This is a genomic window from Mesorhizobium sp. P2_F8 (assembly GCF_056403655.1).
In genome coordinates this window covers 1-26,801 of sequence record NZ_JBFUFB010000026.1, presented here as the reverse complement: position 1 = coordinate 26,801, position 26,801 = coordinate 1, and the positions used below count along the sequence as shown (strand labels likewise).

28 protein-coding genes and 2 pseudogenes are annotated in these 26,801 nt (G+C 58.8%); 13 read left to right on the top strand and 17 right to left on the bottom strand.

Features of this window, described 5'->3' with window-relative positions:
* Positions 1 to 156: 156 nt before the first annotated feature.
* Positions 157 to 780: pseudogene (locus tag AC1DZP_RS33215) on the top strand (ArdC family protein); the annotation flags it as partial.
* Positions 781 to 902: 122 nt separating this feature from the next.
* Here AC1DZP_RS33215 and AC1DZP_RS33210 read toward each other — a convergent pair.
* Positions 903 to 1,115: pseudogene (locus AC1DZP_RS33210) on the bottom strand (site-specific integrase); the annotation flags it as partial.
* Between the two features lie 41 nt (positions 1,116 to 1,156).
* Positions 1,157 to 1,411 carry a hypothetical protein gene (locus AC1DZP_RS33205; protein ID WP_477308296.1) on the bottom strand — a complete coding sequence of 85 codons (255 nt, stop codon included), beginning with the start codon at positions 1,409 to 1,411 and terminating at the stop codon, positions 1,157 to 1,159.
* A 62-nt stretch (positions 1,412 to 1,473) separates the two neighbouring features.
* Between AC1DZP_RS33205 and ligD the strand changes: the two genes are divergently transcribed.
* Together ligD and AC1DZP_RS33195 are read left to right on the top strand one after the other, a co-directional pair.
* The gene (gene ligD / locus AC1DZP_RS33200) at positions 1,474 to 1,788 is read left to right on the top strand and encodes a non-homologous end-joining DNA ligase LigD (protein WP_477308294.1); all 315 of its coding nucleotides are present in this window, start codon (positions 1,474 to 1,476) and stop codon (positions 1,786 to 1,788) included.
* A 34-nt stretch (positions 1,789 to 1,822) separates the two neighbouring features.
* Positions 1,823 to 2,068, top strand: coding sequence for a hypothetical protein (locus AC1DZP_RS33195; RefSeq protein WP_477308292.1), 246 nt, complete (start codon positions 1,823 to 1,825; stop codon positions 2,066 to 2,068).
* A 327-nt stretch (positions 2,069 to 2,395) separates the two neighbouring features.
* On the opposite strand, the gene AC1DZP_RS33190 is transcribed toward AC1DZP_RS33195, so the two are convergent.
* The 12 genes from AC1DZP_RS33190 to AC1DZP_RS33135 form a co-directional block, all read right to left on the bottom strand.
* The gene (locus AC1DZP_RS33190) at positions 2,396 to 4,546 is read right to left on the bottom strand and encodes a type IV secretory system conjugative DNA transfer family protein (RefSeq protein ID WP_477308290.1); all 2,151 of its coding nucleotides are present in this window, start codon (positions 4,544 to 4,546) and stop codon (positions 2,396 to 2,398) included.
* Between the two features lie 11 nt (positions 4,547 to 4,557).
* A complete protein-coding gene (gene virB11 / locus AC1DZP_RS33185) occupies positions 4,558 to 5,583 on the bottom strand; it encodes a P-type DNA transfer ATPase VirB11 (RefSeq protein WP_477308288.1) in 1,026 nt (341 codons plus the stop codon).
* The gene (gene virB10 / locus AC1DZP_RS33180) at positions 5,580 to 7,043 is read right to left on the bottom strand and encodes a type IV secretion system protein VirB10 (RefSeq protein ID WP_477308286.1); all 1,464 of its coding nucleotides are present in this window, start codon (positions 7,041 to 7,043) and stop codon (positions 5,580 to 5,582) included. The genes virB11 and virB10 overlap by 4 nt, the downstream gene beginning before the upstream one ends.
* On the bottom strand, positions 7,043 to 7,840 hold the full coding sequence (locus tag AC1DZP_RS33175) for a TrbG/VirB9 family P-type conjugative transfer protein (protein WP_477308284.1): 798 nt from the start codon (positions 7,838 to 7,840) through the stop codon (positions 7,043 to 7,045). The genes virB10 and AC1DZP_RS33175 overlap by 1 nt, the downstream gene beginning before the upstream one ends.
* Positions 7,837 to 8,556 carry a VirB8 family type IV secretion system protein gene (locus AC1DZP_RS33170; RefSeq protein ID WP_477308282.1) on the bottom strand — a complete coding sequence of 240 codons (720 nt, stop codon included), beginning with the start codon at positions 8,554 to 8,556 and terminating at the stop codon, positions 7,837 to 7,839. Before AC1DZP_RS33170 ends, AC1DZP_RS33175 begins: the two co-directional genes overlap by 4 nt.
* Before the next feature lie 66 nt (positions 8,557 to 8,622).
* Complete coding sequence (locus AC1DZP_RS33165; RefSeq protein WP_477308280.1) at positions 8,623 to 9,666, bottom strand: TrbL/VirB6 family protein; 1,044 nt, start codon at positions 9,664 to 9,666, stop codon at positions 8,623 to 8,625.
* 182 nt (positions 9,667 to 9,848) lie between these two features.
* The gene (locus AC1DZP_RS33160; protein ID WP_477308278.1) at positions 9,849 to 10,583 is read right to left on the bottom strand and encodes a type IV secretion system protein; all 735 of its coding nucleotides are present in this window, start codon (positions 10,581 to 10,583) and stop codon (positions 9,849 to 9,851) included.
* 9 nt (positions 10,584 to 10,592) lie between these two features.
* Positions 10,593 to 11,750 (bottom strand): transglycosylase SLT domain-containing protein, encoded by a 1,158-nt coding sequence (locus AC1DZP_RS33155; RefSeq protein ID WP_477308276.1) that lies wholly within the window; start codon positions 11,748 to 11,750, stop codon positions 10,593 to 10,595.
* Complete coding sequence (locus tag AC1DZP_RS33150) at positions 11,734 to 14,136, bottom strand: VirB4 family type IV secretion/conjugal transfer ATPase (RefSeq protein WP_477308274.1); 2,403 nt, start codon at positions 14,134 to 14,136, stop codon at positions 11,734 to 11,736. Before AC1DZP_RS33150 ends, AC1DZP_RS33155 begins: the two co-directional genes overlap by 17 nt.
* Positions 14,133 to 14,426 carry a VirB3 family type IV secretion system protein gene (locus AC1DZP_RS33145; protein ID WP_477308272.1) on the bottom strand — a complete coding sequence of 98 codons (294 nt, stop codon included), beginning with the start codon at positions 14,424 to 14,426 and terminating at the stop codon, positions 14,133 to 14,135. Before AC1DZP_RS33145 ends, AC1DZP_RS33150 begins: the two co-directional genes overlap by 4 nt.
* A gap of 3 nt (positions 14,427 to 14,429) precedes the next feature.
* On the bottom strand, positions 14,430 to 14,738 hold the full coding sequence (locus tag AC1DZP_RS33140; protein ID WP_477308270.1) for a TrbC/VirB2 family type IV secretion system protein: 309 nt from the start codon (positions 14,736 to 14,738) through the stop codon (positions 14,430 to 14,432).
* A gap of 13 nt (positions 14,739 to 14,751) precedes the next feature.
* Positions 14,752 to 15,216: a lytic transglycosylase domain-containing protein gene (locus tag AC1DZP_RS33135; protein WP_477308268.1), complete on the bottom strand. Its 465-nt coding sequence runs from the start codon at positions 15,214 to 15,216 to the stop codon at positions 14,752 to 14,754.
* Between the two features lie 276 nt (positions 15,217 to 15,492).
* Between AC1DZP_RS33135 and AC1DZP_RS33130 the strand changes: the two genes are divergently transcribed.
* Genes AC1DZP_RS33130 through AC1DZP_RS33120 form a run of 3 tightly spaced genes read left to right on the top strand, consistent with a single transcriptional unit; the run spans position 15,493 to position 16,801 of the window.
* Positions 15,493 to 16,095 (top strand): hypothetical protein, encoded by a 603-nt coding sequence (locus AC1DZP_RS33130; RefSeq protein WP_477308266.1) that lies wholly within the window; start codon positions 15,493 to 15,495, stop codon positions 16,093 to 16,095.
* Complete coding sequence (locus AC1DZP_RS33125) at positions 16,092 to 16,640, top strand: thermonuclease family protein (RefSeq protein WP_477308264.1); 549 nt, start codon at positions 16,092 to 16,094, stop codon at positions 16,638 to 16,640. The genes AC1DZP_RS33130 and AC1DZP_RS33125 overlap by 4 nt, the downstream gene beginning before the upstream one ends.
* Entirely contained in the window at positions 16,637 to 16,801 is a 165-nt protein-coding gene (locus tag AC1DZP_RS33120; RefSeq protein WP_477308262.1) for a hypothetical protein, read from the top strand. Before AC1DZP_RS33125 ends, AC1DZP_RS33120 begins: the two co-directional genes overlap by 4 nt.
* Here the strand turns inward: AC1DZP_RS33120 and AC1DZP_RS33115 are convergent.
* Both AC1DZP_RS33115 and AC1DZP_RS33110 read right to left on the bottom strand, forming a co-directional pair.
* The gene (locus AC1DZP_RS33115; protein WP_477308260.1) at positions 16,798 to 17,142 is read right to left on the bottom strand and encodes a hypothetical protein; all 345 of its coding nucleotides are present in this window, start codon (positions 17,140 to 17,142) and stop codon (positions 16,798 to 16,800) included. The genes AC1DZP_RS33120 and AC1DZP_RS33115 overlap by 4 nt on opposite strands.
* Positions 17,143 to 17,269: 127 nt before the next feature.
* Complete coding sequence (locus AC1DZP_RS33110; protein WP_477308258.1) at positions 17,270 to 17,521, bottom strand: hypothetical protein; 252 nt, start codon at positions 17,519 to 17,521, stop codon at positions 17,270 to 17,272.
* Between the two features lie 265 nt (positions 17,522 to 17,786).
* On the opposite strand from AC1DZP_RS33110, the gene AC1DZP_RS33105 reads away from it, so the two are divergent.
* Both AC1DZP_RS33105 and AC1DZP_RS33100 read left to right on the top strand, forming a co-directional pair.
* Positions 17,787 to 19,400 (top strand): RcgA family putative transporter, encoded by a 1,614-nt coding sequence (locus AC1DZP_RS33105; protein WP_477308306.1) that lies wholly within the window; start codon positions 17,787 to 17,789, stop codon positions 19,398 to 19,400.
* On the top strand, positions 19,390 to 20,415 hold the full coding sequence (locus AC1DZP_RS33100) for an RcgR family putative quorum lactone hydrolase (protein ID WP_477308256.1): 1,026 nt from the start codon (positions 19,390 to 19,392) through the stop codon (positions 20,413 to 20,415). Before AC1DZP_RS33105 ends, AC1DZP_RS33100 begins: the two co-directional genes overlap by 11 nt.
* Before the next feature lie 75 nt (positions 20,416 to 20,490).
* Here AC1DZP_RS33100 and AC1DZP_RS33095 read toward each other — a convergent pair whose 3' ends face one another.
* Positions 20,491 to 20,997, bottom strand: coding sequence for a helix-turn-helix domain-containing protein (locus tag AC1DZP_RS33095; RefSeq protein ID WP_477308254.1), 507 nt, complete (start codon positions 20,995 to 20,997; stop codon positions 20,491 to 20,493).
* A 117-nt stretch (positions 20,998 to 21,114) separates the two neighbouring features.
* Here AC1DZP_RS33095 and AC1DZP_RS33090 point away from each other — a divergent pair, with 117 nt between their 5' ends.
* The 5 genes from AC1DZP_RS33090 to AC1DZP_RS33070 all read left to right on the top strand — a co-directional run.
* Positions 21,115 to 21,717, top strand: coding sequence for a hypothetical protein (locus tag AC1DZP_RS33090; RefSeq protein ID WP_477308252.1), 603 nt, complete (start codon positions 21,115 to 21,117; stop codon positions 21,715 to 21,717).
* A gap of 57 nt (positions 21,718 to 21,774) precedes the next feature.
* Positions 21,775 to 22,233 (top strand): hypothetical protein, encoded by a 459-nt coding sequence (locus tag AC1DZP_RS33085; RefSeq protein ID WP_477308250.1) that lies wholly within the window; start codon positions 21,775 to 21,777, stop codon positions 22,231 to 22,233.
* Positions 22,234 to 22,859: 626 nt separating this feature from the next.
* Positions 22,860 to 24,128 carry an aspartate aminotransferase family protein gene (locus tag AC1DZP_RS33080; RefSeq protein ID WP_477308248.1) on the top strand — a complete coding sequence of 423 codons (1,269 nt, stop codon included), beginning with the start codon at positions 22,860 to 22,862 and terminating at the stop codon, positions 24,126 to 24,128.
* Between the two features lie 808 nt (positions 24,129 to 24,936).
* Positions 24,937 to 25,848, top strand: coding sequence for an AraC family transcriptional regulator (locus tag AC1DZP_RS33075; protein ID WP_477308246.1), 912 nt, complete (start codon positions 24,937 to 24,939; stop codon positions 25,846 to 25,848).
* Between the two features lie 208 nt (positions 25,849 to 26,056).
* Positions 26,057 to 26,801: ABC transporter substrate-binding protein (locus AC1DZP_RS33070; protein WP_477308244.1), on the top strand; the 745-nt coding region annotated here is incomplete at its 3' end.

Genomic DNA, 26,801 nt, shown 5'->3' with positions numbered 1-26,801 from the left:
GATTTGGCGACGGACCGCCTTTGCCCCAATTCGAGAGCGTCTCCCTTTCTGCGAGAGGCTCCCGCAACGCCGTCTAGAGTGAGAGTACGGACCGGCTTGCCGTGACGGGTTGAGGGCTGGAGGAGAGGCCTCCGGCGCCCGTCGCGGAGAACCGCGATGTCCAGACATTACGCTCGCGCCGGCGCCGACCGGACAAGCCTCTATGACGATATCACCAACAAGATCATCGCCGAGCTGGAAGTTGGGCGCTTTCCCTGGGTGCAGCCCTGGGGCACGGCGGCGGCGCAAGCGCCCCTCGCCATGCCGGCCAATGCCGCCTCCGGCCGTGCCTATTCGGGGATCAATGTGCTGATCCTGTGGGGTGCGGTCGTCGAGCATGGCTTTCCCGTCCAGGGCTGGCTGACTTTCCGCCAGGCGCTATCGCTGGGCGGCCATGTCCGCAAGGGCGAACACGGGACCACCGTCGTCTATGCTGACCGCTTCATCCCTGACGACGAGAAGAAACGCGCGCGGGAAACCGACGAGGCAGCACAGGCGATACCGTTCCTGAAGCGCTTCACCGTGTTCAACGTGGCGCAATGCGAAAATCTGCCTCACGATCTGGCCGCGGCTCCGTCTGCACCGGAGCCCGGACTGATCGAGCCTACAGTCGAGGCGCTGATCAAGGCGGCAGGGATCGATTTCCGCATCGGTGGCAATCGCGCCAATTATGTGTCGGCGCACGACGTGCGGGTGCCGCCCCCGCAGGCCTATTTTCAGTTGTGGCGGCAAACCTCTGTAGCCAGTGGCTGAGCATTTCGAGCCCGAACAAGCCACCCACGCCGCCAATGGGCTTCTAGCGCTTGCACGTTTCATCATCGTCGACTGTCCGGCTTGTGCAAATGCCTTTTGCACAAATGCGGTCAGGCGGCTTTGCGGTTCTGCCCTTTGCTGAGCAATGCCGTGACGACCTTGTCCCATTTCTTCATGCCGGCGCGCTTTTCCAGCATGTAGTTCCACCTGTCATAGTTCTTCGAGCTCACATCATGCATGGCGTGGTTCTGGATGCGGTCGCGGATTTCCTTCGTCACCCCGGCTTTGCCAGCGAGCGTTTTCCAGGTGCGCCGCAGACTCCGCCAGCGAGTTCACGCCGAGCGCCTGATGAAGCTTCAGTATCTTATCGGGACGAAGGCCGGGTATGGCAAACAGCTCCATCACGCCCGCTGGAACATCTTGCGCGCAGCTTCTCAAGGCTTGGGTGCGTGCCGGTTTGGTAAAGTTTGGTCACGATGTCTGCGATCGCGTCACCGATCCCCGGGATCCTGGTGAGGGCGCCGGCGGCAATGATCTGATCAAGCGGTTGCGACAGCGCCATCAGACTGTCTGCCGCGCGCAAGTATGCCTTTGTGCGATAGGGATTATCGCCGCGCATAGACGCCCGTTGCGCATATTTCCCTCAAAAGACTCGCGACGGTCCTCGGATCGATTTTTGCCATGGCGTCAGCCAAACGAGGTCGATCTCCGCAGGTTCCAATCGGGCAGGGCCGCAATCAGCGCGGGGCAACCGCTATCATGCCCCACAGCGTCCGGGCGCTCCTGTCGGCACCGATCACGTGGGCGGAGATGAAGACAATAGATTCGCCCTCTCATTTCCACGTGGGCGATGCTCCTGAATTAAAGAAACGCGAAGCCTCCAAGCTCCGGCGGGAAAACTCACACACGGTGCTTACGGCAAAGTCACTTCGGCCTAGCCTCCGCCTAACTGTTCAATCAGACAAACCCTTGCAGGCTGCCGAATTGGTGCCATAAATCGTGTTGGTTTGGGTTTCTGGGAGGAACTCGCATGACCAACCCTTTTCACACCGTCACGGTTGAAAGCGCCGCCGACGCCTATGTGCGCTCTAGAGGCAAAGCCCACTTCCTCTCCATCGCACGGGCGATCCGCGCCATCCGAACGCTCATGCCGGCGTGCAAAGCTACCGATCGCGACCTGGAGGAGTTACTGGCGGCAGCATCCATTGTTCACGGTGTGCCCGTCGCGTTCGACTTAGAAACAGCCGTGGCCGCACAACCACGGCTCCATTCATAGGGCCGGAGATTGCCCGCGCTCGCGCAGACGCCTACCTTATCGGACGTCGCCAAGCGATTGTCCGTCATCTGATCGACAACATCGGCAGCCCGATTATTTCGATATCCGAGGTCGCCACACCGTGAGGAGAATGCTTCCTCTTTGCGAACTCACGGACTGGGAACTTGGCGATCTCATTGCGCGAAGCGCGGTCGATGCGGGATTTGCGCTTGAACTCGATTGAGCCCTCGGCACCGCCCGAAACGCGCGGCAATGTCCTCCGCCGCCATGAGGTATGCGACGAGGTCGCGGTAGACAATGACCTCTCCGCCGCATCGGAATGCTAGCCTACCCATCGACTACATCGGGCAAAGTATCTTCGATGACGCTCATATTCCTATCGAAAGTCTCGGTGTCGGATGCGTTGGCGCGCAGAGACCGCACCTTGTTCAGGATCGCCGCGACCGCCGCTTCTTTGTCGGGCGCTATGCGTGTTGTCACCGCTTTGGCCGCCAAAGCAGAAAAATCTATGGTGGCATAAGCTGGTACGGCTGCAACGTGTGTTGCTTTCAGCCGTTCTGTTAGGATTGCGCGCCGGCCAGGCGGCGGAGCTATACGGCCTGCTTTTGCAGCAAATGTCGCGCCGCGCCGCAGGCGGGTCTGCAAGAGGCCTGAGCGGTACGCAGGTGCTGTCGGCACAATAGGCGGAAGCGCAGGAGATGGAACCGCCGCAGAGGCGGTCAATGCAGGGCTTTTCGTGCGCGAAGCGTCTGTAGAGGCGGGCAGGGGCATGAACGCGCGTTTGGCGAGCTGGCCGTCGGCGAAATAGAAATTGCGGGTGCCGAGGATCGGCAGTTCCCCACGCGGCAAGATGATGACCTTGTTCTTGTCGAGAGTACGGATTTCATCCGGCCGCATGAGGGGCCGCCGCACTTCCTTGCGGTGCTCCGAGCGCGTGTAATAAGTGTCGAACAACGTTGCCTTGGTGCGCGTCACGTCCTTTTGCACGTCGGACGTTTCACCGAGTTGCTCGGAAACGTAGCGCAGATCGTCCGCGTCCTGTGCACCGAAAAAGATCTGCACGCGAGCGGCGTTGATAAGCGTCTTGCGCCCTTCCTGGCGATAGATCTCGTCTACAGCCTTCAGCGACTGAACGAAAAACCACATGGAAACGCCATTGCCGCCGAGCACGCTTGCCATTTCGGTCACGTTCTCCAGCTTGCCGGGGTTCTGGAACTCGTCAAGCAGCACAAGCACCGGATGCTCTTCCGGACGCGGCATGGTTTCCGACATAAAGTTCATCATCTGCGTAATCAAGACGTTGAACAACGGTCCAAGCGACGTAATCTGCTCGCGCCGTACGTCGAGATAAAGAGAGATCCGGTCGCGCTTGAGATTGCGAATATCGAACGTGCTGCGCGAGGTAGCTCGCATCAGGCGCTCGTTGAGAAACGGGGCCATGCCGGTGCGCACGCCGGCGTAGATTCCGGAAAACTGCCGCTCGGACATTTCGAAATACGGTAACAGGGTTTGCAGCGTGAAATGCGAACATTCGCGGCGGCGTTCCTCGCGTAGCGAGCCGATGAATTCCAGCAGCGGCTGCTCGGCACCATTCATGATCTCGAGGATTGTGGCGAAGGTCTTCTTCTCGTTCGGGATCGCAGGCGATTCCATTATGAAGGATGCTATGCCGGTAAAGAGGAGGCGGGCATCGTTGACCCAATAGGGGTCCGCGTTCGAAGGGGGGCGCGGAAACAATGCCGCTGCGATGTTGCGAAGGTCGATGTCGCGCTGTGCCGAGTCCAGCGAGATGAAGTCCATCGGGTTGTAGCATGCGGTATTGCCTTCCGGATCAGCCGGCGCGAAACGCACCACGCGGCTCATGGTCGAACGGTAACCAGCAGTCGCCGCATAGGTCTCGCCCCGCAGGTCGAGAACCACGAGCGAATGCGGCCAGGTCAAGGCGTTCGGGATGATGAGAGACGTGCCCTTACCGGAGCGCGGCGGCCCTATGACGAAGCCGCCGACATCATCGCCATCAATCCACAATTTCTTGCCGCCGATCAGCTTGCGCTGGGTCAAGTGGATCTTGCCGGAGTGCTGATCGCGGCCGGGCGACAGAATTTCGGCAAGYCTGCCGCCGGCTCGACCGACGAAGACGCCGCCCACTTTCGTCAGGCCAGTTTTCGATACGTCGCTCATAGTCATGAAGCGAGAATCGTTGCGCTTTCTCGGACGCATGAGAAACAAGCTGACCAGTGGCAAGACAAACCCTAAAACTCCCGCCGCAATAGCGTATTGGACCCGGTCAAAATTTTTCGCGGTCACGTCCGCCCAGGCCAGACGAACAACGGGCAAGGGATTGGCGTTCAGGTGGTCGAACAGGACGTGGGAGCCAGTCCGGTACCAATCAGTCGCGGCATAAGCGACCGTGAAGACCAGGACGCCCAGGGCCATCGCCATGAGCACCATGAAAATTGCTGTTGCGACTTTCTGCATGGATGACCCCGCTAGATCGTCTCCGCCTTGGTGAACTTGATCTCGCTGATGCCGCGCCGTCCGCCGTCGGTGCGGACCATCTGGACGACCACCGGAATGACCTCGCGCAGGTAGTCGAGGATTTCACTCCGTGAGAGCCCCGTACTGCCCTGCATGACCATGAGCGCCAGCCGCTCGTAGGCGGACCGGGCGGAATTGGCATGAACGGTCGTGAGCGAACCAGGATGGCCGGTGTTGATCGCCTGGAGAAACGCGAAAGTTTCAGCGCCGCGTAACTCGCCCAACAACAGGCGGTCGGGTCGCATGCGAAGTGAGGCTTCGAGAAGCTGTTGCGCGGAAACTTTGGCAAGGCCCTGGTCGCCCTTCGAGGCTATCAGGGTGACGTTGTTGGGAGCCGGCAGCCTCAGTTCGCGGGTGTCTTCGATCGTGATGATCCGTTCATGGGCCGGGATCTCCTTCAGGAGTGCATTCAAGAACGTCGTCTTGCCGGTCGACGTGCCGCCTGAAACGACGATCGAGACTCGGTTGCGCACCGCATACTGCAGGAACTCCATCGGCGACGTGTCCTGCAACATCTCGACAAGTCGCTTTTCTTCGGTTGACAGCGCCAGGCCGCTGCCCATCGCCGTGTTTTCGAATGCGCCGAGATCGTTGTAGGCATCAAGGCTCATATCCATGATCACCTGCTTGCGGATCGAGATCGCCCCGCCTTCGGGAGCCGCCGGGGGCAAGATGCATTGGATACGCTCACCCGACGGTAAAGCGGCCGACAGGACCGGCTTTTCTTCGTTGATGACCTGATTTGTCGCCGAGGCGACGCCAGTCGATATATTGCGGATCCAGCTGCGTGTGACCTCGCGTTTGATTACGTGCTCCATTTCCTTCGCGCCGAGGCGTTCGATGAACAATTCACCCGGCCTGTTGATGGCAATCTCGGAGACCGAATCTTCGTTCAAATAAGGCCATATGGGTTCCAGATGGGCGCGTAGGACCGGGGCTCTCGCCCAAGGGTCGGGGAGGGGATGCACGGCATTCATTTCACCGGGCTCCCATAGCCGGGATAGAAATGATCTTTCGGCGTCCCGTAGAGAGGCGTCGGATCGATCGCGGTCTTCGGCCGCCCACCTGCCTTCAGGCGTGCAACTTCTTCCTGAACGGGATCAGCGTACAAATCCGAGAAATCGAGATCTCGCCGCACCAGCACGACGATCGATGTACCCTGGTCGACGTAGACTGTCGGGCCAATGTTCTGCGTGTCGCGAAACGCCTCTTGCGCGAGTTGCTGCAGGGCGGTCGACGACTTGTCGAACGCGATGCTGCGGGCGTCGCGCTGCGAGCCATTGCCACCATAAGTTACGGTCGTGGTCTCACCGGTCACGGGATCGATCGTCGATACCTGGCGCTGTTGTGCATCCTGGCTCCTATCGCCAAGCGAGGACAGATATTCAGAGACGCCGCCAACGACGGAAAGCATGATGGCGTTGCCGTACCGTTCAAGCCAGTGCGTATCGACACGGCCGCCCATGCCGCCGCGGCCGAGTGCATCTGCACCGGGCGACTTGATATCGACGGAAATGCCGTCCGAGCGGATGACCCTGTTCCAGACGATGAAAACACGCTTTTGTCCGCGCGCAAGCCCCGAACGGTATTCCCCGGTCAAGCGCGAGCCCTTCGGAATGAGAACCCGCCTGCCGTCGAGCGAAAAGACATCCTCCCGCACGACAGCGCGCACGGCACCGGGAAGGTCGGTGTTAACAGCGGTTTCCAGATACCCGCGAAGGATGGTTCCTTCAGGGATCAACGCATCGGTGCGCCGGAAGATTTTGGCTTTGACGATCCCGGAAGAACTTGCCTCGGACTGCGCCAGGAAAGCCTTGTTGGAATCACTGTCGGCGCCGGGGACCGGGATGATCTGACCGTCGGGCGCGATTTCGACCTGTGCCGCCTGGGCGCCGGCTTCCGTCGAGCCGGTTTCACCATTCGTCACCATCTGGTTGGAGCGCAGGCGTTCCCACACGGCTTTTTCGTGCTCGGCCGCCTCGGCCTTGCGGCGAGCCTCGTCCTCAGCTGCGGCCTTGCGGCGGGCTTCTTCCGCCTCAGCCTTGCGGCGAGCCTCCTCGGCGGCCATTTGTGCCTCCAGCGCCCGCCGCTGCGCATCGAGATCCGCACCCTCCTGCACGGTCTGATCGACATTATCGGCTTGTTGCGAGCCACTCTGGTCGGCGGCCGGTGGCGGCACCACGATCTGGTCGATAGTGCCGTCGGCAGGTTGCGGCGGCTCGTTCAACGCCGGCGGCCGAAACTCCGGCGGGTTGAAGTTTTCCTCGCCATCGCTGCGAAGATCGCGCGATACCGGCTCTCGAGGCCAGTTCAGCCATATCAGCGCGCCCACCAGCACCACGCCGAGGGCGACCAGGGCGATCCTGGTACCGACTCCCGCCCCGCGGCGCGCGACCGTCGGGCTGCCGTCCAGTTGGTTATAGTCGATCTGCGTCATCACCGCCCTCCGCTGGATCCGAACAGGGTGGAACCGCCTGTCAGTTTCGTTGGACCGTAGACCTGCTCGACTGGGTCGATGGCGTTGGGTCGCGCCCGGTTGTAGAGACAGAGCGTCTTGCCATCGGCTCGCAGGGTGAATTGCCGCGCGACTTTGTCGATGACGGTGTATTTGCCCTGAGTGCGAACGTTGACCAAAGACTCATGGCGCTTGTCGTCGACCACGAAAATCGCCGGAATGTCACCCTTGAACTCCAGAAACACCTTCGTGCCGTCGTCGAACACGGTGCGCGGCTTCAAGCTGTCGTCGCCCTTATAGGCATAGTCGTAGTTGAGATCGGCATAGTTCAGATCCTTCAAATCCGGATCGGCGGCGCTCTCCTTGGCTTGGGAGAGCAGCCGCGCGTTGATATCCTCGTCCGGGTATTTGAACCGGACCTGGAAGGATGCCCGGTCACGGCTATCGTCAGTCGCCTGCAGCAGCAGGGAATAGACGCGCCGGTTGGTGACGACGTTGACGTTGGTCCACGCATCGCGCTCCAGCGGCTTGACGAAGAGGAAGCGCGACCCGCGCTTGGGGATGATCGACCAGCCTTTCGTGTCGCCAGCGGAGACGGTTTCGATGACTTCGGTCGGACTGAGCTCGACCATCGTTGAAATGCCAAGAGCTGCACGCACCGACGTCACATCGTCGTTGTTGAAGGTGACATATCGGATGCGGCCGTCGCGTGCGGCCGCGCCGTGGGTCGCGCCGAAGAGAAGGGCGGCACACAGCGCTAGCTTCACGCGCCGTTTCATTGCAGGTTCCCTGCAGTCGGCGCCGATTCCTGATCACGGCGGTAATCCGTAACCTGAAATCCCAACGGGTTGTCGAAACGCCATTCGTTCTTGAGCGGTGTCGAGGTGTAGCGGAATTTTATCACTGCCACCCAATTGTCGGCGGTGGACGAATTGTCCCGCCGTGTTGTCGTGGCAAAGCGCACCGAAGCTGTGTTGCGATTGAGCAGGGAAACCGACTTGATCTCGACCGCCACGGTGACATTGCGGCCATAGGTCTTGTCCAGCGAGTGCGGATTTGCAGGCGTGAAAAGCCAAGTCAAATCCTTGGACGCCGCGTCGGTGGAATAGAGCTGCGCCAGGTCGTAATTCTGTTTCAGTTCACGGGAATCGTAGGTTTCGCGCGCACGAATGTAGCGGACCAGATTTGCCGCCGTGACGGCTTCGTTCTGCGACAAATCTCCAGGTTTGAGCGCGCGCATGATCTCGAGGTAGCCCGTCGATTTGTCGACCTCGACAACGTAGGGTTCGAACTGGCGGAGCGGCAGGATCAGCACGAGCGCCAGCAGCGACAGCACCGCCACCAGTCCGGAAACCCCGCTGACGATCCATGCCAATGTACGCGATCGCCGCATTGACCTGTGCGTGTCGTCCTCCCAGGTCGCGCCCGCACTGTAATAGCGTCTGTCGACGAGTTCGCTGCCGCTATCAGCAGCCGTTTCCGATGGCGTTGACACTTACTATTGCCTCGTTTGTGAGACGCATCCTGGTCCGGCGTAGCGATCCATGATCGTTCTTGCGTTCTAGGCCAGAGGCCTGGCGTTATCGCGCGCACCTTGCTGGATGGCGGAGCGAACCGCGTCGTCCGCTCTTGCTGCTCGCGGTGATCGGAAGCTGTTTGCCGCGAGCTGCCGGGCGCCCCGAGCGGCGCGGCCGGCGGCCCATCGTGCACCGGAGTAGCGCACGGCGTTTCTGCCGAAGTTTCGATAGGGGTTGTATGCGCCCACGGTGCTGAGATACCCGCCGCCATTCAGGATCGAAGCAATCGACGGTATCTGCATCAGAACGTAGATCCCGATGATCGTCACCAGCACCAAGGGCAGCACCAGCGACATCTTGCTGTCCATGGTCGCTCCGCCGGTCGTGGCGGTGTTCAGCGCCGCGTTGACGAGCGAGAAGTAGAAACCGAGAAAACCGTAGATCAGGATTTGCTGAATCATCAGAAAAGTGGTGAGCGAAAGGAAGCCTTCGCTCATGCGCGAGGACCAGCGGTAAAGCCAAAGAATGATCCATATCGGCGCCAGAGCGAGCGTGATGAACAACATCACCTTGGCGGCGATGATCGCGGCAATGGCAAGCGCTGCGAAGATGATGGCCGACAGTAGGACGAGCAGCGACAAGAGCGCGCCAAAAATGTCATAGAAGGATCCGCTATAGACCTGATTGGCGACGTCCTGCGCCCCTTGGTAGAGGTTGTCGATAAGCGCTGGAATTGCCGCCTGGTCGCTGAGCTGGTTGCCGGTGGCTCGCGACACGGCGCCGACGATCACCTTGCCGACCTCATCTGGAATGCTTTGCACGAGCTGATAGATCGTCGTGGAAAATGTGCCCCATCCGGTCAGCAGCAGATAGATGATGACGGCGCGGCCCAGGCGATAGGCCGCTTCGAGCGGCGAGATCGACTCTCGCCCGCTCAGGATCGAATAGCCCCACCACACGATATAGAGGGTCAGCATGACGGTGAAGACGTTGCCCATCGCATTGCCCAACTGCATATAGACGGTGCGAACGAAGTCCTCACCGATGTTGTCGATGCCACCGAGAATGCTTTCGGCGAGACCGTTCATGGATCCTCGTCAAAAATGCTGGCGAACGGCGTTGAATTGACCGGTTTTAGCGCGCCGCATTCGTCGGCGTGGGCATACGCCAAAGGCCCGCACGGCGCTTTCAGTTCGCGATTTGCGCATCCAAACAGCACTGTGCCGAGCCCAATCACAGCGCATATGCGCAGTACTCGCCTCGACAAGCGCTAGCCTCCGCTCTTGCCAAATTCCGCGAACGGATTGACGTTGCGCGGTGTCATCATCTTCTGCACCTGGCTTTGGCGAAGAAGATCTCCCTTCAGCTTCTCATTCAGGGCCGCGACCGCGCCATTCTGGACGCCGATCAATTCGTTGACCGCGCGCGCGTTTTCCAACTGCATTCGTGTGTTCTGGTCCACCGATCCCTTGACGTCCTGCGATTGCCCAATCTGCCCACTTGCGGACTGCAGGGACTGTTGGCGCTGGGTGACGCCCTGCGAGGCCTGCGAAGTCAGCGCGCTCAACAGCGAGGCCACGTTGACACTGCCGCCATAGGCCGTGTTGACGGCGCTCGTCTCCTTGCCGGCAATTTGCTGGAGCTGCTTGACCAGCTGCAGCCCATTGATGACAGCGCCGGCGATTTTCTGGATTTCGGGGGACAGGCCGCCAAACGAGAGCGCACCGCCATTCAGGATCGATCCGAACGACGGCGCCTGGGCAATCGACATATTGCCGCCGAGGCCCATTTGTCCGATGCCGAGCGAACCGTCACGACTGCCGCTGAGAGCCTGCAGGATCTCCTCGCTCTTTTTCAGAATATCCTTGTTGGAATCCATGATGGAGTTGGTGTTCTCCGCATTCTTGCGGGCGACATCGAGATTGGCGCCGTCGATGACCGCAATCTGTGCAAAGCCCGTGCTGGTCCAAACCGCCATACCGGCGGCAATCGCGAATTTCTTCATGTCAGCCTCCTATTGCTGCAGGGAATCGATGACGCTGGCAGCGCCAGCAGGGTCGGTGGTGATGATCATCGAGCGGCTGTCGGCCGAGCTTGCCCCCGCGCTCTCAACCGCGCATGGTAGCCACCGGCCGCGATCGATCTTCAACCGCTCCAGTTCGGTGGGATCACAAGAGAACGGGTTTGGAGAGCCGCTCTTCGGCCGTTGCGCCAGCTTGGACGACTGCGATGCCTGCACGTTTTGCAACGACAGAAGTTGGGCCAGCAACGCCGTGAAGTCGCCCGCCTGGCCGAGATACTGGTTGGTGACGTCAGCGTTGATCCCACGAGCCGACGAGTTCAGCTCCCAAGCGTCCTTGTATTCGGTCACCTGGCCAACGGAGCCCGAGAGCGCGTCGATTGCCGCATCGTTGGCACCCATCTGCCCCGAGCTTGCATCAAGGCCGCCCGCAGCCTTCCTGACCGTGCCCATAGCGTCGTTCTGCGCCGAGCCGGCTGCGCCGTCGGCGGTTACGATCGAGAAGGGTGGCGGCGCGGCGGCCGGAGCTTTGCCGCTCGATACATAGTCGTTGAAATAGCTGTTCCAACGGCCGACACCGCCGGCCCACTGCTTCTGCTCGCCTGCGTTCGATCCGTTGTAGAAGGAGGCGAGACAGCTATAATTCGTCGCCCCGCATTGCTTGACACCCATTCCGAGATATTTGACACCGCCTTCGACGTTCTGCTCGTTCACGTCGCGGTCAAGTCCCATGGACTTGCCGGTGCCCTTGGTCAGCTGCATGACGCCTTTGACGCCGGTGTGGCTCCCGGCGCATGTGTCAAAGCGCGATTCCTGATAGGCAACGGACAACGCCAGGCCTTCGGGCACGCCGTATTTCTGCGCATAATAGCGGATCATCTTTACGTTGCCGGCGTCGCTCTGCAACGCTTCGGCCGGGGATCGGCGAAACATCTGTGAGCGGTATTTATTCGAATAGGTGCAGACGACGCTTTTCTTCTTGTCGGTTTCGTCCTTCTTGGCCTCATCCGACTTCGTGCTGTGCTGCTCGTCCTCTTGCCGCTTGTCGAGGTTCGGCCCGTCTATGACCGCGATCTGAGCGACAGCACCGGTCATGCTTCCCGCTGTCGCGAGAGTCGCGGCCAGACAAAAGCTGCTAAGCCGCTTCGTCATGCTCGTCCTCCCATCCGCAGAAGTATGGCAGCCACATTTCCGGCCCGTCGCCGAAGGTTTCCCGGAGCCGTGCGCATTCCTTGCTGTTGGCTTCGTTTGAGGACAAGACCTTGATGAGATCGGGCATTGCCGACAAATCGAGCTTGGCTACAACCGAGTCGCTGTCGTGCTTGACGAGGAAGGTGCGTGTTTCCTTCGCGGTTCGGCGCACGAACTCGAATTCCTTCGCTGTCAGCGAGAAGCGCTCCATGTAGGACTCCTTGCTCGCCTTGGGATTGGGGAAGAAGATGTTGGTCTTCGTTTGCTCGATCAGGGACGACGAGATGGAGGAGCTGATGATGTCTTCCGCCGTCTGCGTGCCAAAGCCGACCACGCCGTTGCGGCGACGAATGGTCTTCAGCGTCTCATTGATGAATGCAGCGAAAACCTCGTCGTCCAGCAGCTTCCAACCTTCATCGAGGAAAAGCATGATCGGCGAGCCGTCGATGACGTCTTCGAGACGATGGAAGATGTAGAGCAACGCCGCCGAGCGCAGCTTTCGGTCGCCCAGGATCTTCGTCATATCGAACCCGACAACGGGTTTCGAGAAATCGACGAGATCGACGGGATTGTTGAAAAGCCACCCCTTGTCCTTCGGATCCAGCCAAGGTTGTACCCGCGCCGCCAGATCATTCATGCCAGGCATGAGCGAGCCCCGCAGCACTTCAGGCAGCAGGCCGAAGGTCCGCTGCTGGCGCGGAATCTTGTAGATCATGTCGACGGCGGCGTTGATGACACGCATCTCCGCCACATCAAGCGCGCCGCCTTCCGGCGTCAGAATGTAGATGAGCAAATCTTCGAGGAACGAACGGTTTTCTGCCGTGTCATCAAGCTGCAATGGCGCGAACCCGGTCGGCTGAGAAGGTTCCATCACCTCGTAGCGACCGCCTAGCGCCCGAACGAAAATTTCGGCGCCGCGCATGTAGTCGAAATAAACACAGCGCGGCCGCGGCATGATGCGCATGGCCTGCGCCATCAGGAACGACAGCACCACGGTCTTGCCCGAGCCGGTCGGGCCGAACACCGTGAAGTGCCCGACATCGTGAACGTGGAAATTGAAATAGTAGGCCGTCTGGCTGGTCGTTTCGAGCAAGGCGATGGGCCGTTTCCAATGCAGCCGCTCACGTTGGCCGGACGGGAAATTGTGTCCTGAAAAAAGACCGGCGAAATTTAGCGACGAGATCAACGCTCGTCGCGCGATGTAGCTGAAATTTCCCGGCAACTGCGCCCAGAAGGCGAGTTCCGTGTTCAGTGTCTCGCGGACCGGCACGATCGACATGCGCGAGAGTTCCGCCGAGATGTCGGATAGCGCGCGGTTGAGTCCAGTCATGTCCGGTGCCAATGCCATGACGCTCATGTGATGTTGTCCGAAAACGACTTCGCCGCCGGCCAGCTTGTCGGCACCGTCGTGGACGGAGACCTCGACCGTCGTGCCCGCCTCGTCGGAACCCTCGACCTGGTTGGCGATGGTGTTGATCCTGCGCATCGCCGTCACACGATCCTCGATCGCGAAACTCTGGGTCAGGACAAACTCATGTGGCAGGCGCAAGAGACCGTCCAATGAGCCTGGAGCGGTGAACGGCGGGTATTCCTTGATCGACACCATGGCGCCGAGCTTGGCTGCGTCCGGCCCGCGCAGTTCCAGGGCCGACTTGCCGAAAAACAGCTGCCGCGTCGCCAGAACATCGCCAAGGGACATGCGCGGCAAAGGCATTTCCACGTCGACGCCACCGGCAAGAATCTTCGCCAGAAATTCGGCCGGCTCGGAAAAGAAGCTGTCGCGACGCTTCACGACACCGAGAAGACGCCCCCCATAGGCGGCGAAATCCTTGACCATGCCGTCAAGGATGTCATGCAGTTCGACTATTGCCTCTTCGCGGGTTTCTTCGCCGGCGGTGCTGATGCGGAATGCATTGAGCGCCTTGTCCACCCAGCCGACCCGGCCGACCATCGGGCGCCGTATGACCGTCAGATACGCCTCGTTGACGAAAAGGTTCTTTGATCCAAGCTCATCCATGTAGCGAGCGTCGAGCTCGGCCACGAAAGGATTGTCAAAGTCGCCTTCGATCTCCGGGGTCACGTGGCGGCGGATGATCGTTGTGTAGACCGCAAATCGAGAGGTCGACAGGTTGCGGAACGTCGTGTTGCGGTTGAACATGCGGCTGTTCAACTCGGCCTGGTCCATTGTCTGGAATGGCAGGCCGCTGAGCTGGATGGCGCCGACCAGAAAGCCGCTCTTCGTCACGATCAGATTGTCATCGACATGGCGAAGGTAGGGGATATGCATCGCCGCGGGTTTTTCGCGGCGGCGCTCACGGCCAAATTTCAGGTCTGCATCGAGGCTCATGGTGAATAGCTCCTCGCCCCCCAGAAAGTAAGGTTCGCCACCGCTCCGCGTTTGGAGACGCGCCGCTCGAAAATATGAAACATGTAGGGATCACGCTGGCACAGATATGCGCTGACCAGATGCACCACGCCGAACACGCCAAGACCGAGCATGAAGCTGCTCGTGGCGATAAAGCCGATCACCGCCAGGATGCCGTTCAGTGCAAAAACTTCATAGCGCACCCCCCATTTCATCGGCGGGCGTGTCAGGGGCAGGCTGACCGGCTCGACATAGACTTCCTCGTCCTCCATGGCTCAGCTGCCTCCTGCGGTGGCGCGAACCGCATCCACCAGCTGGGCAGCGCCGAAGATCAGAGCGATGCCAATGATGATGGAAAAAGCCATCATCCACGCCAGGCGCCCCGTCATGGCGAGGAAGCCGAGAAAACAGACCGCGATGATGGCGAATGAACGCGCTATGTTGCCCTGCAGAACGCCGACGAACCACTCCAGCACGTTTTCGACTGGCGCCGCCGATTGGGCGTATGCGGTCGCCGGCGCGAGCGCTATTCCGACCGCCGAGGCCAGTTTCAGAGCAAATTTGCCTGCTTTCCTGTATTCCACCCTTTGGCTCCTTTCAGTTGCCGAAATCCATGACATGACCTTCCTGCCAAGCGTCTCCGCTTGCTGGCGGAGCGGCCGCGAGCATTTCGGATTTGGTCAGGGCGGGCTTCTTCACGACACCGCCGAACTTCCAGCGGTTCAGTATCTTCACGATGTATTCAGCCGTCTCCGGATTCACCGGAATGCCCTGCGCCTTGTAGACGCTGTTGGGCCCGGCGTTATAAGCCGCCAGCATCAGCAGCGGATCCTGGAACTCGTCATAGAGGGACTTCAGATAACGCAGGCCAGCCCGAACATTCACCTGCGTATCGCAACGGTCGCTCACGCCGAGATCGGCCGCCGTGCCCGGCATCAACTGCATGATCCCAAGGGCCCCGGCCTTGGACGGACCCTCACTGGCGCCGAGATCGCTTTCAGCCCATGCAATCGCCTCGGCCAGATCGGCGTCGAAGCCTTCGTCCCGCGCGATTGAACGCACAAGTTCGGCGACTTCAGTACGGTTTCCGGTCTTGCACGCCCCAGGCCTCTGCGCCCCGACTGAGGGAAGGGCTYGCGCCGGCGTTGCAAAGGCGACTGCGACGCGGTCTGATGCCAGATCCCGGCCGTGCGCGTCCAAGGGCATTGTAGCGGCACACAGAGTGAGCAGAAGAGCTGTTCGAGTGTTCATACTGTCGCCAAAATTTAACACTTTACTATGGCTACACGCAGCCCTAGTAAAGTGTCAACACCATATGCACCACAAGGACGAATTTGGATGAAACAGATTGCCCTTTGCACGGCTTTGCTGCTCCAGGGCGCCGTGGCTCATGCTGGTGGCGCCGACGCCCCAAGTGCCTTCGCGCAGCCGTCGGAACACTACCTGCTGCAGTTTGCGAAGCCGGGCGAGAAGGTGTTCGTCTATGAGCGCTACGATGCGAAAGGCGCACTCTTTCAGCGCGACGCGGCCGCCCTGAGCTCGCCGGTGAAGGTCCCGTCGGCGACCGAGCGCGTCATCAACGGCGTTGCCTATCGACTGCGCGGCCTCGCGGCCTGCCCAAAGCCAAGGATTACCTACAAGACGGAGGAGTGGGACTGCACGAAGGCCGCTCAGGACTATGAAGAAGGGATCTACAACGATCGTGCTTCTGTCGTGCTTTGCAAAACGCTTGTCCTGCAAAGTAGGAAGGATGAGCCCGACGCCGTGTCGTGTTTTTCTCTCGTGGGTGCGGGCAATACAAACGACCCGTACAATGTCGCCTACGACGATGACGAAATGGTTTTCTTCGACATGGCCGCAATCGGACGCAACAAGGACGGCAAGTCGCTGCGCCCCGATCTGGAGCACTCTGCCGACCTCGGTGGACAGTTCCAGGAATGAAACAGGCGCGCTTTGCAGTGCTGGCCGTTTTTGGTTTGTGCGCGTCGGCACAGGCCCAGGATGCATCCGAATCTGCCGCGCCAACGCCCTTCGCGGTATCGAAATCGGCTCAACTGCTGACTGGAGATACCTGGCGTGACGGCGACCACCTTTTCCGCCTCTATGGCGTACAGTCATGTCTTCGCGGCACGTCGGCTGAACAGCCAAATGGGAACAAACTCGATTGCGGGAACATCTCGCTGGCGCACCTTGCTGCGCTGTTCGATAGCGCGGCGGTGACATGCCAGCCAATCGGCTACGCCCTCGATAAAGCGGTCTTTGTCGTGTGCGGCGCGCAGATGAACGGCGAAACAATCGACGTTGGCACCGCGCTCATAGCGACCGGATACGCGTTTGCCGCAACGACAGCAAAGGGCAAAGCCGTCAATGAGAGCTACCTCGTCGCGGAAATCAACGCTAAGATGAAACGCACAGGTCTGTGGGGCACGACGTTTCAGCATCCTGTTCAGCTGCTGCTAAACAAGCGGTCGGAGAGACAACAATGAAGCACGACGATGAGGCGCACAAATATTACTATCCCGTGGAAGGACGCGGTGACGGCGCTATTGGCGGAGCCGCGGCGTTCTTGGCGATCATCTTGGTGCCTGCAGGGCTCTATGCGGCCTGGAATACCGTGGCCTCATGGGTTTCAGCGCTGTTCTCCTAGGACTGCAGTTTCGCGAAAGAACCGAGCAACGCGCGAAAATCGTCGACGTCAAACTCGCACCAGTCGTTCCCCAACAACCGACAGAAATATGCTGCCTTCATTTTCATCTCAACGACATCGGCCACCGGCGCAGCGGCCGCGCGCCGACGCGCGATAACCTCTTCCGCCATGACCGAATCCAATCGCCGGCCGATCAGGGTCGCGTCCGGCCCTTCGGCCCCCATCCATCGCTTGCCGAGACGTTCAACCATGGCGACTGCTTGACGATGCGCCGCGATCAGATTCGCGACCCCGTCGGCCTCTTCCATCACTCCGTTGTTACAGACCACTTGAATGGGCATCGATTGGCTCCACGCTCATGACAATTCGTAAATGATACCTGGGGAGGCGAGAAAAATAGGGATGGGTTCATCCCTCTGCTTCTCAGGGTCCCGAAGCCCTGGCTTCCCCTACTTTTCGCTCATGGGGTCACACTATCCTGCCACCAGACAAACGTTTCAGATTGTAGACGAAATTGCCCACGCCGATTTTGATCTTGCCGCGGGTGCGACCGGCCGATGGTGCGGATGAACAGTCCCCCGCGTCCTTCTGTTCGGCGAAAGGATGCTCGACAAGGAGACGGGTTCGCAAGCATGTCCGGTTGCTGGTGTTGGTGCTGGCCAGCAACGCGTCGACCCTGTCGCCGGCATCCAGCGGACCAAGGAAAGTGCGCCGGTCCAAAATCTGAACTCGGCCTGCTCATCCGACAGTCCGCAAAGTATGTAACACCAGAATTGCGACCGATCCGGGCAGCTCAGTGCCTTGGCCAGCGGTTTGCGAAACATCTCCCCCGCACCGACCGTGTTCAGCCGCTCCAGCGGGTCACCCGTCATTTGATCGTCTCCCGTGCCGGCCAAATCCAGTTGATAAAAGCGTTGATTGAGCACGAAGGCACGATAAGATACGAAGCCTAGCGAAGCGGAACGAAACTAGAGCCTATAAGTTGCTGTTTAAGAACGGAAAGTTATTTCTCCCTCCGCCCAGAGACGGGAGTGATTTCAAAGAATTATTCAAACGATTGGCGGCGGCGGGCGCGGGTCGACTGTTGGGCAAAGACGGGTTTCCTGCTGGCCCATGGACGCCCGAGCTCCTTGCAGAGGCGATTTCACAGATTGATTCCAACCGGGTTGGGGTCGATCTGCGAACGGTGCAGCTTTGGTTTCAAGAGAACGAGAAGGGAATTAGCACTGCCAACATTCGTTGGCTGGCGAGGATTTTTGGATGCGATGATCCGGTCGCAACTAGCGAATGGCAGATGGAGCTTAGTGCGGCGCAATCGCGGCTATCGACCAAGAGACGAGAATGGAAGAGAGCCGGAAGCAGCGTTGCACAGGAGAGTCCAGATACGGCACTGACTGCGACCTTCGACGACGAGACAGACTCCCCAGCAGTGCTGACACGGGATACTGACCCCAAGAGGCCGAGCCGGCGTTTTAGTTTGGCGAGGAAATCGGAGGCGTTTTTTAGTCGCGGATCTCCCCTGAATTTACCGGCGTCGGTGTTTGCGGGTGTCACCGCTCTTGGGTTTTTGTCGTATCTTACGGGGATTCACAGCGTGACATATGGCCGGGCGGATGGCGTCGTCAAGCAGGTTGGGTTTCTTTGGACAGCGAATTGGACATTCGTCTTCATGGTATTTTTGCCACTGTTTTTTGCCTTCGTGACCGAGCTGGTGACCTTTTGGAAAGATGAAGGCCGCCCAAAGCTTGTAGTGCAGGGCGACAAGATGGAAAGCGACGATGCCTGGGCGCGCAGCGTACAAGCTTCTTCGTATTCATATTGGGCGGTTTTTTTGATTTGTGTGGTATTCGCCGGTCTTTTTCAGTGGATCGGCGTGTCTTTAATCCCGTTGCTCAAAGGTGGTGGCAGCTATGCGACGGACTGGGGCTCGTTAGCGATTGTGCGCCACGAAGTTATATCGGTGCCGGAAGCGATCGTATTCACGGGGCTCGCTTACCTATACATGTGCATATGTTTTTATCTGTTCTTCGTAGGGCTTATTTTGCTTTATACAGTGATCCATGATCTTTGGAGAATTGGAAGAGCAGCGAGTAATCAGCCGGGGGTGGATTATCAATACCAGCTCCGTGAAGCCAGCCTCAGGGTTATGCGGGCGATTTTTCGGTGTACTGTTTTAGGGCTTCTGATCGCCATAGTCATGAAGCTCCAGAGTGCTTACCTGACATCGCGTGGGGAGAATATTGTGGCTTGGTTGGTCGGCGATATGTCTTCCGCCTTCTATGGGCAAAATGATGTGAGCGCCGTGATCAGCTACCGTAGGCCGACCCATTACAGTAGCCTTCTTGTCGCTATTTCGACCTGTGCTGTATTTCTGTACGGCTCCATCCGTTTAGGTGTCGAACTTCGGTTTCGTATGTCTTTGTGGAAGATGTCAGCGATCGTAGCGTTACTCGTGACTAGCTACTTGCTGATCGATGCATTTGCTGGCTTTTCGATCCTTCTGGGCGTTGGAGTGCTGTTCGCAATATATGGCCTGTTTGATCCAGGGTTGGGGCGACGGCAAGCGATTAGGTTGGGAAACAATCAGAGTGTATCATAGTTGGCTTGATCATTGGGATGAGCGGCGGGCGCGACGCGGTGAGGAAGGGAAGAAATCAACAGATTTCGCCCTTGACGCGGAACGCGCCTTTCCAGGTGCGAATAAGATAACAAGTATCGAGGAATTCTGTGCCCTTGCGGACCAAGCCGTGGCTGATCCAGCCTTTTTCGATGACCCGAATGTGAGTGGTCAGGGGTTTGAAAGGCTAGATGGGTGGCTCAAATTTCCATCGGACATTTCTACTGATATCGAACAGAACAATGTCGTCTCGGCGAAAATCACAGAAAGCGGGTCGTTCGACCAGGCGATGGTGATTTTTCACCATTGGAATGCAAGCTCCCGGAATCGTCAGATCGCCAACTTTTTCTCGCAACGTGGCATCACGGTTGTCGAGATTGCTATGCCTTATCACTTCGAGCGCAGCCGTCCCGGCTCCGTGCACGCTGACTATATGCTTAGCCCTAATCTCGGTCGAACGATTCAATCTGTAAGGCAGGCAGTGTTGGATGGGCGAAAGCTCATACGTTGGTTGAAGATCGAAGGCTATCGAGAGATTTCAGTTCTCGGTATGAGCTTAGGCTCCTGGGTTGCGGGCGTGCTCGCGGCGCACGACTCGGCTGTGTCGAAAGCCTCGTTGTTTCTGACGGCGGGGAGTCTAGCGGATATGGTTTGGACGGGTCGCGCGACACGATTGATACGAGCTAGTCTCGAGCCTGAGATTAAGCTGACCGATCTCAGAAGGGTCTGGGGTCCACTTAACTTGGAGAATTACGCACAGAGTTTGGCACGGCCTGATCTCGGTCTTCACGTTGTGTTGGCTAAGAGAGACAAAGTGGTGTTGCCAGAGCTATCGGAGAGGTTCATGCAGAGGCTGAAGGACGCCGGAGCTAGGCCAAATATTTTGGAATTAAACTGTGGTCATTATTCGCTCGCCATGCCGCCATACATTTTGTTGGCCGGTTTGAGCTTGAAGCGGTTTCTGTCGTCTGCTGACAAGTCTGCCCGGCGAGCATGAGTTTGGCCGGCAGGGGCATGGAGCGGTCGCCGACTGGGGCGTATTATAGGCCCTCTAGGAACACTCGTCAGGCGGCTAGGTGTCGGCTCCGCCAGGCGGGATCTTTTCGGAAAAGAGGAAGGTCGCTGGATCAAGTTTCAACGCCTTGGCGATCGCCGCAATCGTGTCCACGCTGATATTGCCGCTCGCGCGTTCCAGTTTCGTGAATGTCGCCTCTGCCACACCGATGAGTTCGGCCATCTCATAGCGGTGCAAAGTACGTCGTTGTCGCTCAAAATCGATGATGTGCGCTAGGCGGTTGCGGATCGCATTGTCGTCCAACCGATGCGCCCATTCCGGAACTTTCTTGCCGCCGGCGAGCAGTGCTGCAAAAGATAGTTGCAAGCCGTTTGCCATGATCTGCAGCGTCGTCAATGTGACATTATTTTTCTGACGCACAGTCTGAATGTAGGTTCGATAGGCCAGTTTTTCGCCCTCGGCGGTCCGAAACAGTTCGGCCATGTGCATATGGGATAGGCCGCGTCTGGCTCTCTCCCGCTCAAGCGTCAGTGCAATGTTGGCACGCAACGGGTTGTTGACCACGCCTCCCTCGTCTCGTTTCATAAATCGATGTAGTCGCACAAACCTGCCTTTTCGACCTGTCCTTTTTCGCGCGGATCATCCATAGTAAACTGTCAAATCTGTCGCGGGAAAAAGGCTATGACCATACTCAAATTCCTACTAGGGAGTGCCGTCGCCGTCGCGGGCGCCGCGGCTCTTCCATCCCAATCGAAAGCGTCGGAATGGGGCTGTCAGGTCCTCCTATGTCTCTCCGGCGACTGGCAAGGCACCCCCTCGTGCCACCCGCCAATTTACAAGTTGATCGCGGCGATGGAAGCCCCGGGTTTTAGTTGGCCGACCTGTCCGCAAGCAAACTCCAGCGCGGCGAGATTTGAGAAGTATGAGGATTGTCCGCCTGGCTGGCAACCAGTTGGCAGCTCCGAATCCGATCGGCCTGGCTTAGGTCAGGAACGGAACATCTGCCGCATCGCTGCCGACAAGCTCTCCTTGCCCGTTGTTTTCAAAAAGAACGGCCTCGGCGGGCATCATGGAGACGGATCACGTTCGGTCCTAATCGAAATCGACGGTAAGGTGGTTGCGGCAACAATCCAGACCGCGGGAAACGATCGAGGGCATTCCCTTGGTAATGGCCCCACCTACTACACCATCCCTCGACCGATGCGCGGAAAGCCCTGGTCCATCGAGTCTGATGACGCGAACGGCGTGCCCCAGAAAAGCTGGTTCAATCTCAACATGCCCTAAGCCAGGCGATCGAGCAGGATGAGCCACTATCAGGGCCACAATTCTGGGAGGTTTGTAGTGTTTAAGGTACTTCTCCTGTCCACTGTGATTTTGAACACAGGCGCTGCACCGATGGCGGCGGGTCAGAGCGACAAGCCGCGATCAAACGTGGAGAATCCTATGTGGCCCGCTTCACTGAAATGGGACTGCAAGACCGCTGCTAAAATCGTCTGCGAGCGAGATGGCAATTGCTCGGTGGCCGAGGACCTCACTGGATTTGTGCTGAACTACGGCAGCAACGAAGCCGAGTTCCCGGCCAGCAATGTCAGGATCAAGCGCCACTATCAACAGACCGTGCAGGCAAGCCCTTTACAGCAGGAAGTTAAAGTCGAACTGGCCGACAATCGCGTTCTTTGGCTGACGGCCGTGGATGCCAGCCGCACTTATTCGGAAGCGTGGGTCGGCGCACTGAGCGAGTTGAAGGGTGGCGCAGTACTGATGGAATCTGAGGGGGTCTATTGCATGCCGCATAAGTGAGTGCGAGGGCACATGAGCGAAGGGCTCCGATATGGTCTGACTTGCGCAGACCCCCTCGGCGTTTCAGAGAAAGACTGGGAATTCCCGTCCTTTTCTATCGACGGAGCTAGCGCAAAGTCATGGCCGCGGTCACACGCCAGGCAAGGTATTGGTTGCGATTGCCAGCGATGTCGTCGACATAGCGGCGGTATTGCTCCGGATAGGCAGTCGCAGTTGGAATCTGTGGTGCCGGCAGAGCGCCATCGTAGCGAACACCTCGTCGCGGAACGCTGCGCGCAATTCGGGTCAAATATTGCTGACCGTGTAATATTAAGAAATACTAGATTTTACTTGATGATGGGTTGGATTTCCGAGACCAGGAGTGGCCTGCTTCCGGTTCTGTCGACAGCGCTTAAGCCCGCATCGCGACCCCTCGAACCAATACGGCCCGGCAAGCGGTGCCCGACCGGCTCTTGCATTCAAGGGTCGCGTGTTCACCGCCGCCGCCGTGTCCAACCCTGCTGGTCGATGACACCGATCGTTGCTTCGGAAAAACCGCAACAAGCCTCAGGTCTTCCGTGTTGCCCCGCTTAGTTTGAAATGTTCAGATCGCGCTCGAAGCCAACTCAAACCCAAAGAGCGTGCCCATGAACGAGATCCTAGCCCGTGCCCGCCGGGCAATGCCTGGTGGAGCCTTCACTACCTATGTTTTGGATGAAGAGGTCGATTTTGTTGTCAGAACCGGAAGAGGCTCCAAGGTCTATTCGACCGATGGCACCGAGTACATCGATTGCGTGAACGGATCGGGCCCGATGTTGATCGGCCACGCCCATCCTGAAGTCGTCGAGGCTTTGAAAAGCGCGGTCGAATGCCCCTCGAACTTCTACCTGCTGAACGAGAACGGTATCGAACTTGCGGAAATCCTTGTCGAATCGATCCCTTGTGCGGAGCAGATCAAATACGGTGTGACAGGATCAGATGCGACTTTGTACGCTATGCGACTGGCGCGCGCTTTTACGGGTCGATCAAAAATCCTCAAGTTTGAAGGCGGTTTTCTCGGCGGAAATGACTACGCCCTGATGAGCATGTCGCCGGCGAGCCCGTTCCCCAATTTTCCAGCCGCACGGCCTGACAGCGCCGGTATCCCCAAAGTGCTTGAAGACGAAGTATTGATTGCTCCCTACAATGACCTTGAGGCTGTCGATCAGATTTTGGCGGGTGCCCGCAACGAGGTTGCAGCCATAATCGTAGAGGCGCAACAGCGCTGCATCGATCCAACGCCCGGTTTCCTCGAAGGACTTCGCTCGATCTGCGATGCCAACGGAATCCTGCTGATCTTCGATGAGGTCGTTACGGGATTTCGCCTGGCCTGGGGCGGAGCACAAGAACGGTATGGCGTCACGCCGGATCTCGCGGCCTTCGGCAAGGTAATCGGTGGCGGCATGCCGTTGGCGGCTGTCGCCGGACGCGAAGAAGTTCTCCATCTGGCCAACCCCCGCAGTGCCGCCGATCCGCGGAAGTGTTTCACTGGGAGCACGGCATGCGGCAACCCTGTCGCCGCAGCGGCAGGCATCGCCACGCTTAAGGTCCTTTCTCGCCCTGGGACCTATGAACGACTGAACGAGATAGGTGACCGATTCCGTGCGGGAGCGGCTGAAATTTTCCAGAGACATGGAGTGGCCGCCCAGGCAATCGGCTCGGGGCCATTGTCACAGATCGTGCTCACGGACATTGCCGTCACAGACTACCGCAGCAGCGTGTCGGGTGACCTGAGAATGCAGCGGAAACTCACGTCGGCACTTGTCAGCCGCGGCGTCCTAACCCACGGAAAATTCTATTTCTCGCTTGCGCTGTCGAATGACGACATCGACCGGGTTCTCGACGCACTCGACAACGCTATGACCTCCATTTTTTGAGTGACCAAAACGACTAAACGCCTGCCAGTCCTCTGAGGCGACCTTTCAGGATTTAAATGGCGTTCCGCATTGTTCGCGTAGAGAGGTCGGGACCCTTAAACCCGTCCGAAAAGCGAGACGCTCGGTGAAGATCGCCGGCCGCGCATGCGCCGCAGTGGAGCCGCCGAGCCACAACGACGATTCCGACCAGGCTTGCCAGCCATCGGCTAGGCACCTCACGTCGATGGCGGTGTCGTCCACCACAAAGCCGCGAGGGACGTGGGTCGAAGGCCGAAAAGCACAGCTCAACGATGCCGTACGAAGATTTCGCGGAGTTGCTTGGACCGCAACCCTCAGAACTTTGATCTGCGGCTTGGGCAGTACAAGCGCGACTACCCATTCGTCTGACACGGAGCGAAGCTGCTCGCCGTGCCTTCTCCAGCTGTGGAAGCATCACGCTTTTGGCTTCGAGGAACCCGTTACGGCTTCGATCCCGTACTCTCGTCCACTCCTGACCGCTTTGTGCGTCCTACGGTCATCATATATTGGTGTAGCTCCGATAGGTTTTGCCCGCTCCCGGTCGAACTTCAGCGCCTTGGTCATTCGCATTAGATATCGTTTCGAAGCTGTGCAATGTATAGTTTGCAGTTCGACGAGGTGGCGAGAAGATCAGCCTCGAGGGTCGCGGCCCGGCATCTGGCAAGTGGCGCGTTCATCCGGTGCTGTGAGTGCGTCCCGGACATGGCCTGCTTACTACCCGAGTCGACGCGACCGTTCTGCAGGGCTGCGCGCGCCGGCCTCATCTGAGCCAGATGGCGGAGGGTGTTTGATGAGTGAAACCAGTTACAACCTGGCGAGGCTGCAGTCGCCACAATACGAGCGCATCGTTCCCGCGGAAGGTGAGAGCTTCGTGTGGCGTATCGATGATTACCCGTGGCGCAGGTCGGTGTGGAACTGCCATCCGGAAGTGGAAATCCATCTCATCCGGCACTCTTCGGGAACCGCCCTGATCGGTGACTTTGTCGGTGAGTTCATGCCAGGGGACCTGACGATCGTCGGGAGCTGGCTACCACATGACTGGATTTCGCACTGCAGGCCCGGCCAACACATCGTCGGTCGCGACCTCGTCATCCAGTTCGACGCCAAGGCGATGGAGAGAGCGGCGACGATCTTCCCCGAAATCTCAGCCATAAACGACCTTCTGGACCGCGCGGCGAGTGGCGTCCGATTTACTCCGACCGTGGCCGTAACATTCGCTGCGGCAATGGAAGATTTGGGGAAACTGTCCGGCGCAAAACGGCTCGGGGCTTTCGTGTCTTTGCTCGCCGAGATGGCCGGGACGCCGGAGTACCAGATCCTTTCCGGCACTCGCATGTCCAGCATAAGGAGCAAAGAGCTGCAGAAGATGCAGGCCATCTTCTCATTCATCCAGAGCAATCTCATGGGAGATGTTTCGCTGGCGCGGACCGCGGAGGTCAGCGAAATGACCGAGACGTCCCTAAGCCGGTTCTTTAAGAAACGGGTGGGCCAAAACTATGCTCAGTTCATCACCCTTCTCAGGATAAGCAAGGCCTGTGCCCTCCTTGCGACAACGAATGAAACGGTGTCGACCATCGCGTTTGAGTGCGGCTACGAAAACATTTCGAACTTTAACCGTCGGTTCCTGCTCCTTCGCGGCTGTACGCCCAGCGAATACAGGAGGGTCCATCTCCAAGACCGCAACATAGCCAAGCGTTCGTGAACGCTCGCGTGGCCGATAGTCGGATTGAAAAAGGGGTGCCGGCGCAAGCCATCGCTCGCGGGCCGTTCTGAGTGCCTGCGGGACAAGAAAGTATCATTGGTTGGCGAGTAGGGCTGTAGTGAGCCAGGGTTGGCCGCGATATGGTCCTTGTCGGCAGCCACCAAAGGTTTGAGGAGAACCAGGCTGTTCGAACCCGTGGGAGAGACAGATGAAATTCAAGACAATTATGCTGGGCTTCTGCTCAGTGCTGGCGCTGGCCAATTTCTCGTCGGCCGAAACGTTGACGATTGCAACCGTCAACAACGGCGATATGGTCCGCATGCAGAAGCTGACGGACGATTTCACCAAGGCGAACCCCGACATCCAGCTCAATTGGGTCACTCTTGAAGAGAACGTACTGCGCGAGCGCGTCACCACCGACATCGCCACCAAGGGTGGCCAGTATGACGTGCTGACCATCGGCACCTACGAGGTTCCGATCTGGGCCAAGCAGAGCTGGCTGCTGCCGCTCGACAAGCTCGGCGATGACTATGACGCCAAGGACATCATCCCGGCCATCGCCGGTGGCCTTTCGGTCGACGGCAAGCTCTATGCAGCACCGTTCTATGGTGAAAGCTCATTCGTCATGTACCGCAAGGACCTGATGGAGAAGGCAGGGCTGACCATGCCCGATGCACCGACCTGGGATTTCATCAAGCAGGCCGCCGACAAGATGACCGACCGCGCCAATGGCGTGAACGGCGTATGCCTGCGCGGCAAGGCCGGCTGGGGCGAGAACATGGCCTTCCTGACCGCCATGTCGAACTCCTTCGGCGCCCGCTGGTTCGACGAGAACTGGAAGCCGCAGTTCGATCAGCCGGAATGGAAGAACACGCTGCAGTTCTATGTCGACCTGATGAAGGCCGACGGTCCTGAGGGCGCCTCGTCCAACGGCTTCAACGAAAACCTGGCGC

Bases quoted from the DNA above. Each gene is read 5' to 3' on its own strand.
- AC1DZP_RS33205 (WP_477308296.1), bottom strand. From the start codon at position 1,411: ATGCGCGGCGATAATCCCTATCGCACAAAGGCATACTTGCGCGCGGCA.
- ligD (WP_477308294.1), top strand. From the start codon at position 1,474: ATGGCGTCAGCCAAACGAGGTCGATCTCCGCAGGTTCCAATCGGGCAG.
- AC1DZP_RS33195 (WP_477308292.1), top strand. From the start codon at position 1,823: ATGACCAACCCTTTTCACACCGTCACGGTTGAAAGCGCCGCCGACGCC.
- virB11 (WP_477308288.1), bottom strand. From the start codon at position 5,583: ATGAATGCCGTGCATCCCCTCCCCGACCCTTGGGCGAGAGCCCCGGTC.
- virB10 (WP_477308286.1), bottom strand. From the start codon at position 7,043: ATGACGCAGATCGACTATAACCAACTGGACGGCAGCCCGACGGTCGCG.
- AC1DZP_RS33175 (WP_477308284.1), bottom strand. From the start codon at position 7,840: ATGAAACGGCGCGTGAAGCTAGCGCTGTGTGCCGCCCTTCTCTTCGGC.
- AC1DZP_RS33165 (WP_477308280.1), bottom strand. From the start codon at position 9,666: ATGAACGGTCTCGCCGAAAGCATTCTCGGTGGCATCGACAACATCGGT.
- AC1DZP_RS33160 (WP_477308278.1), bottom strand. From the start codon at position 10,583: ATGAAGAAATTCGCGATTGCCGCCGGTATGGCGGTTTGGACCAGCACG.
- AC1DZP_RS33155 (WP_477308276.1), bottom strand. From the start codon at position 11,750: ATGACGAAGCGGCTTAGCAGCTTTTGTCTGGCCGCGACTCTCGCGACA.
- AC1DZP_RS33150 (WP_477308274.1), bottom strand. From the start codon at position 14,136: ATGAGCCTCGATGCAGACCTGAAATTTGGCCGTGAGCGCCGCCGCGAA.
- AC1DZP_RS33145 (WP_477308272.1), bottom strand. From the start codon at position 14,426: ATGGAGGACGAGGAAGTCTATGTCGAGCCGGTCAGCCTGCCCCTGACA.
- AC1DZP_RS33130 (WP_477308266.1), top strand. From the start codon at position 15,493: ATGAAACAGATTGCCCTTTGCACGGCTTTGCTGCTCCAGGGCGCCGTG.
- AC1DZP_RS33125 (WP_477308264.1), top strand. From the start codon at position 16,092: ATGAAACAGGCGCGCTTTGCAGTGCTGGCCGTTTTTGGTTTGTGCGCG.
- AC1DZP_RS33120 (WP_477308262.1), top strand. From the start codon at position 16,637: ATGAAGCACGACGATGAGGCGCACAAATATTACTATCCCGTGGAAGGA.
- AC1DZP_RS33115 (WP_477308260.1), bottom strand. From the start codon at position 17,142: ATGCCCATTCAAGTGGTCTGTAACAACGGAGTGATGGAAGAGGCCGAC.
- AC1DZP_RS33090 (WP_477308252.1), top strand. From the start codon at position 21,115: ATGACCATACTCAAATTCCTACTAGGGAGTGCCGTCGCCGTCGCGGGC.
- AC1DZP_RS33080 (WP_477308248.1), top strand. From the start codon at position 22,860: ATGAACGAGATCCTAGCCCGTGCCCGCCGGGCAATGCCTGGTGGAGCC.
- AC1DZP_RS33075 (WP_477308246.1), top strand. From the start codon at position 24,937: ATGAGTGAAACCAGTTACAACCTGGCGAGGCTGCAGTCGCCACAATAC.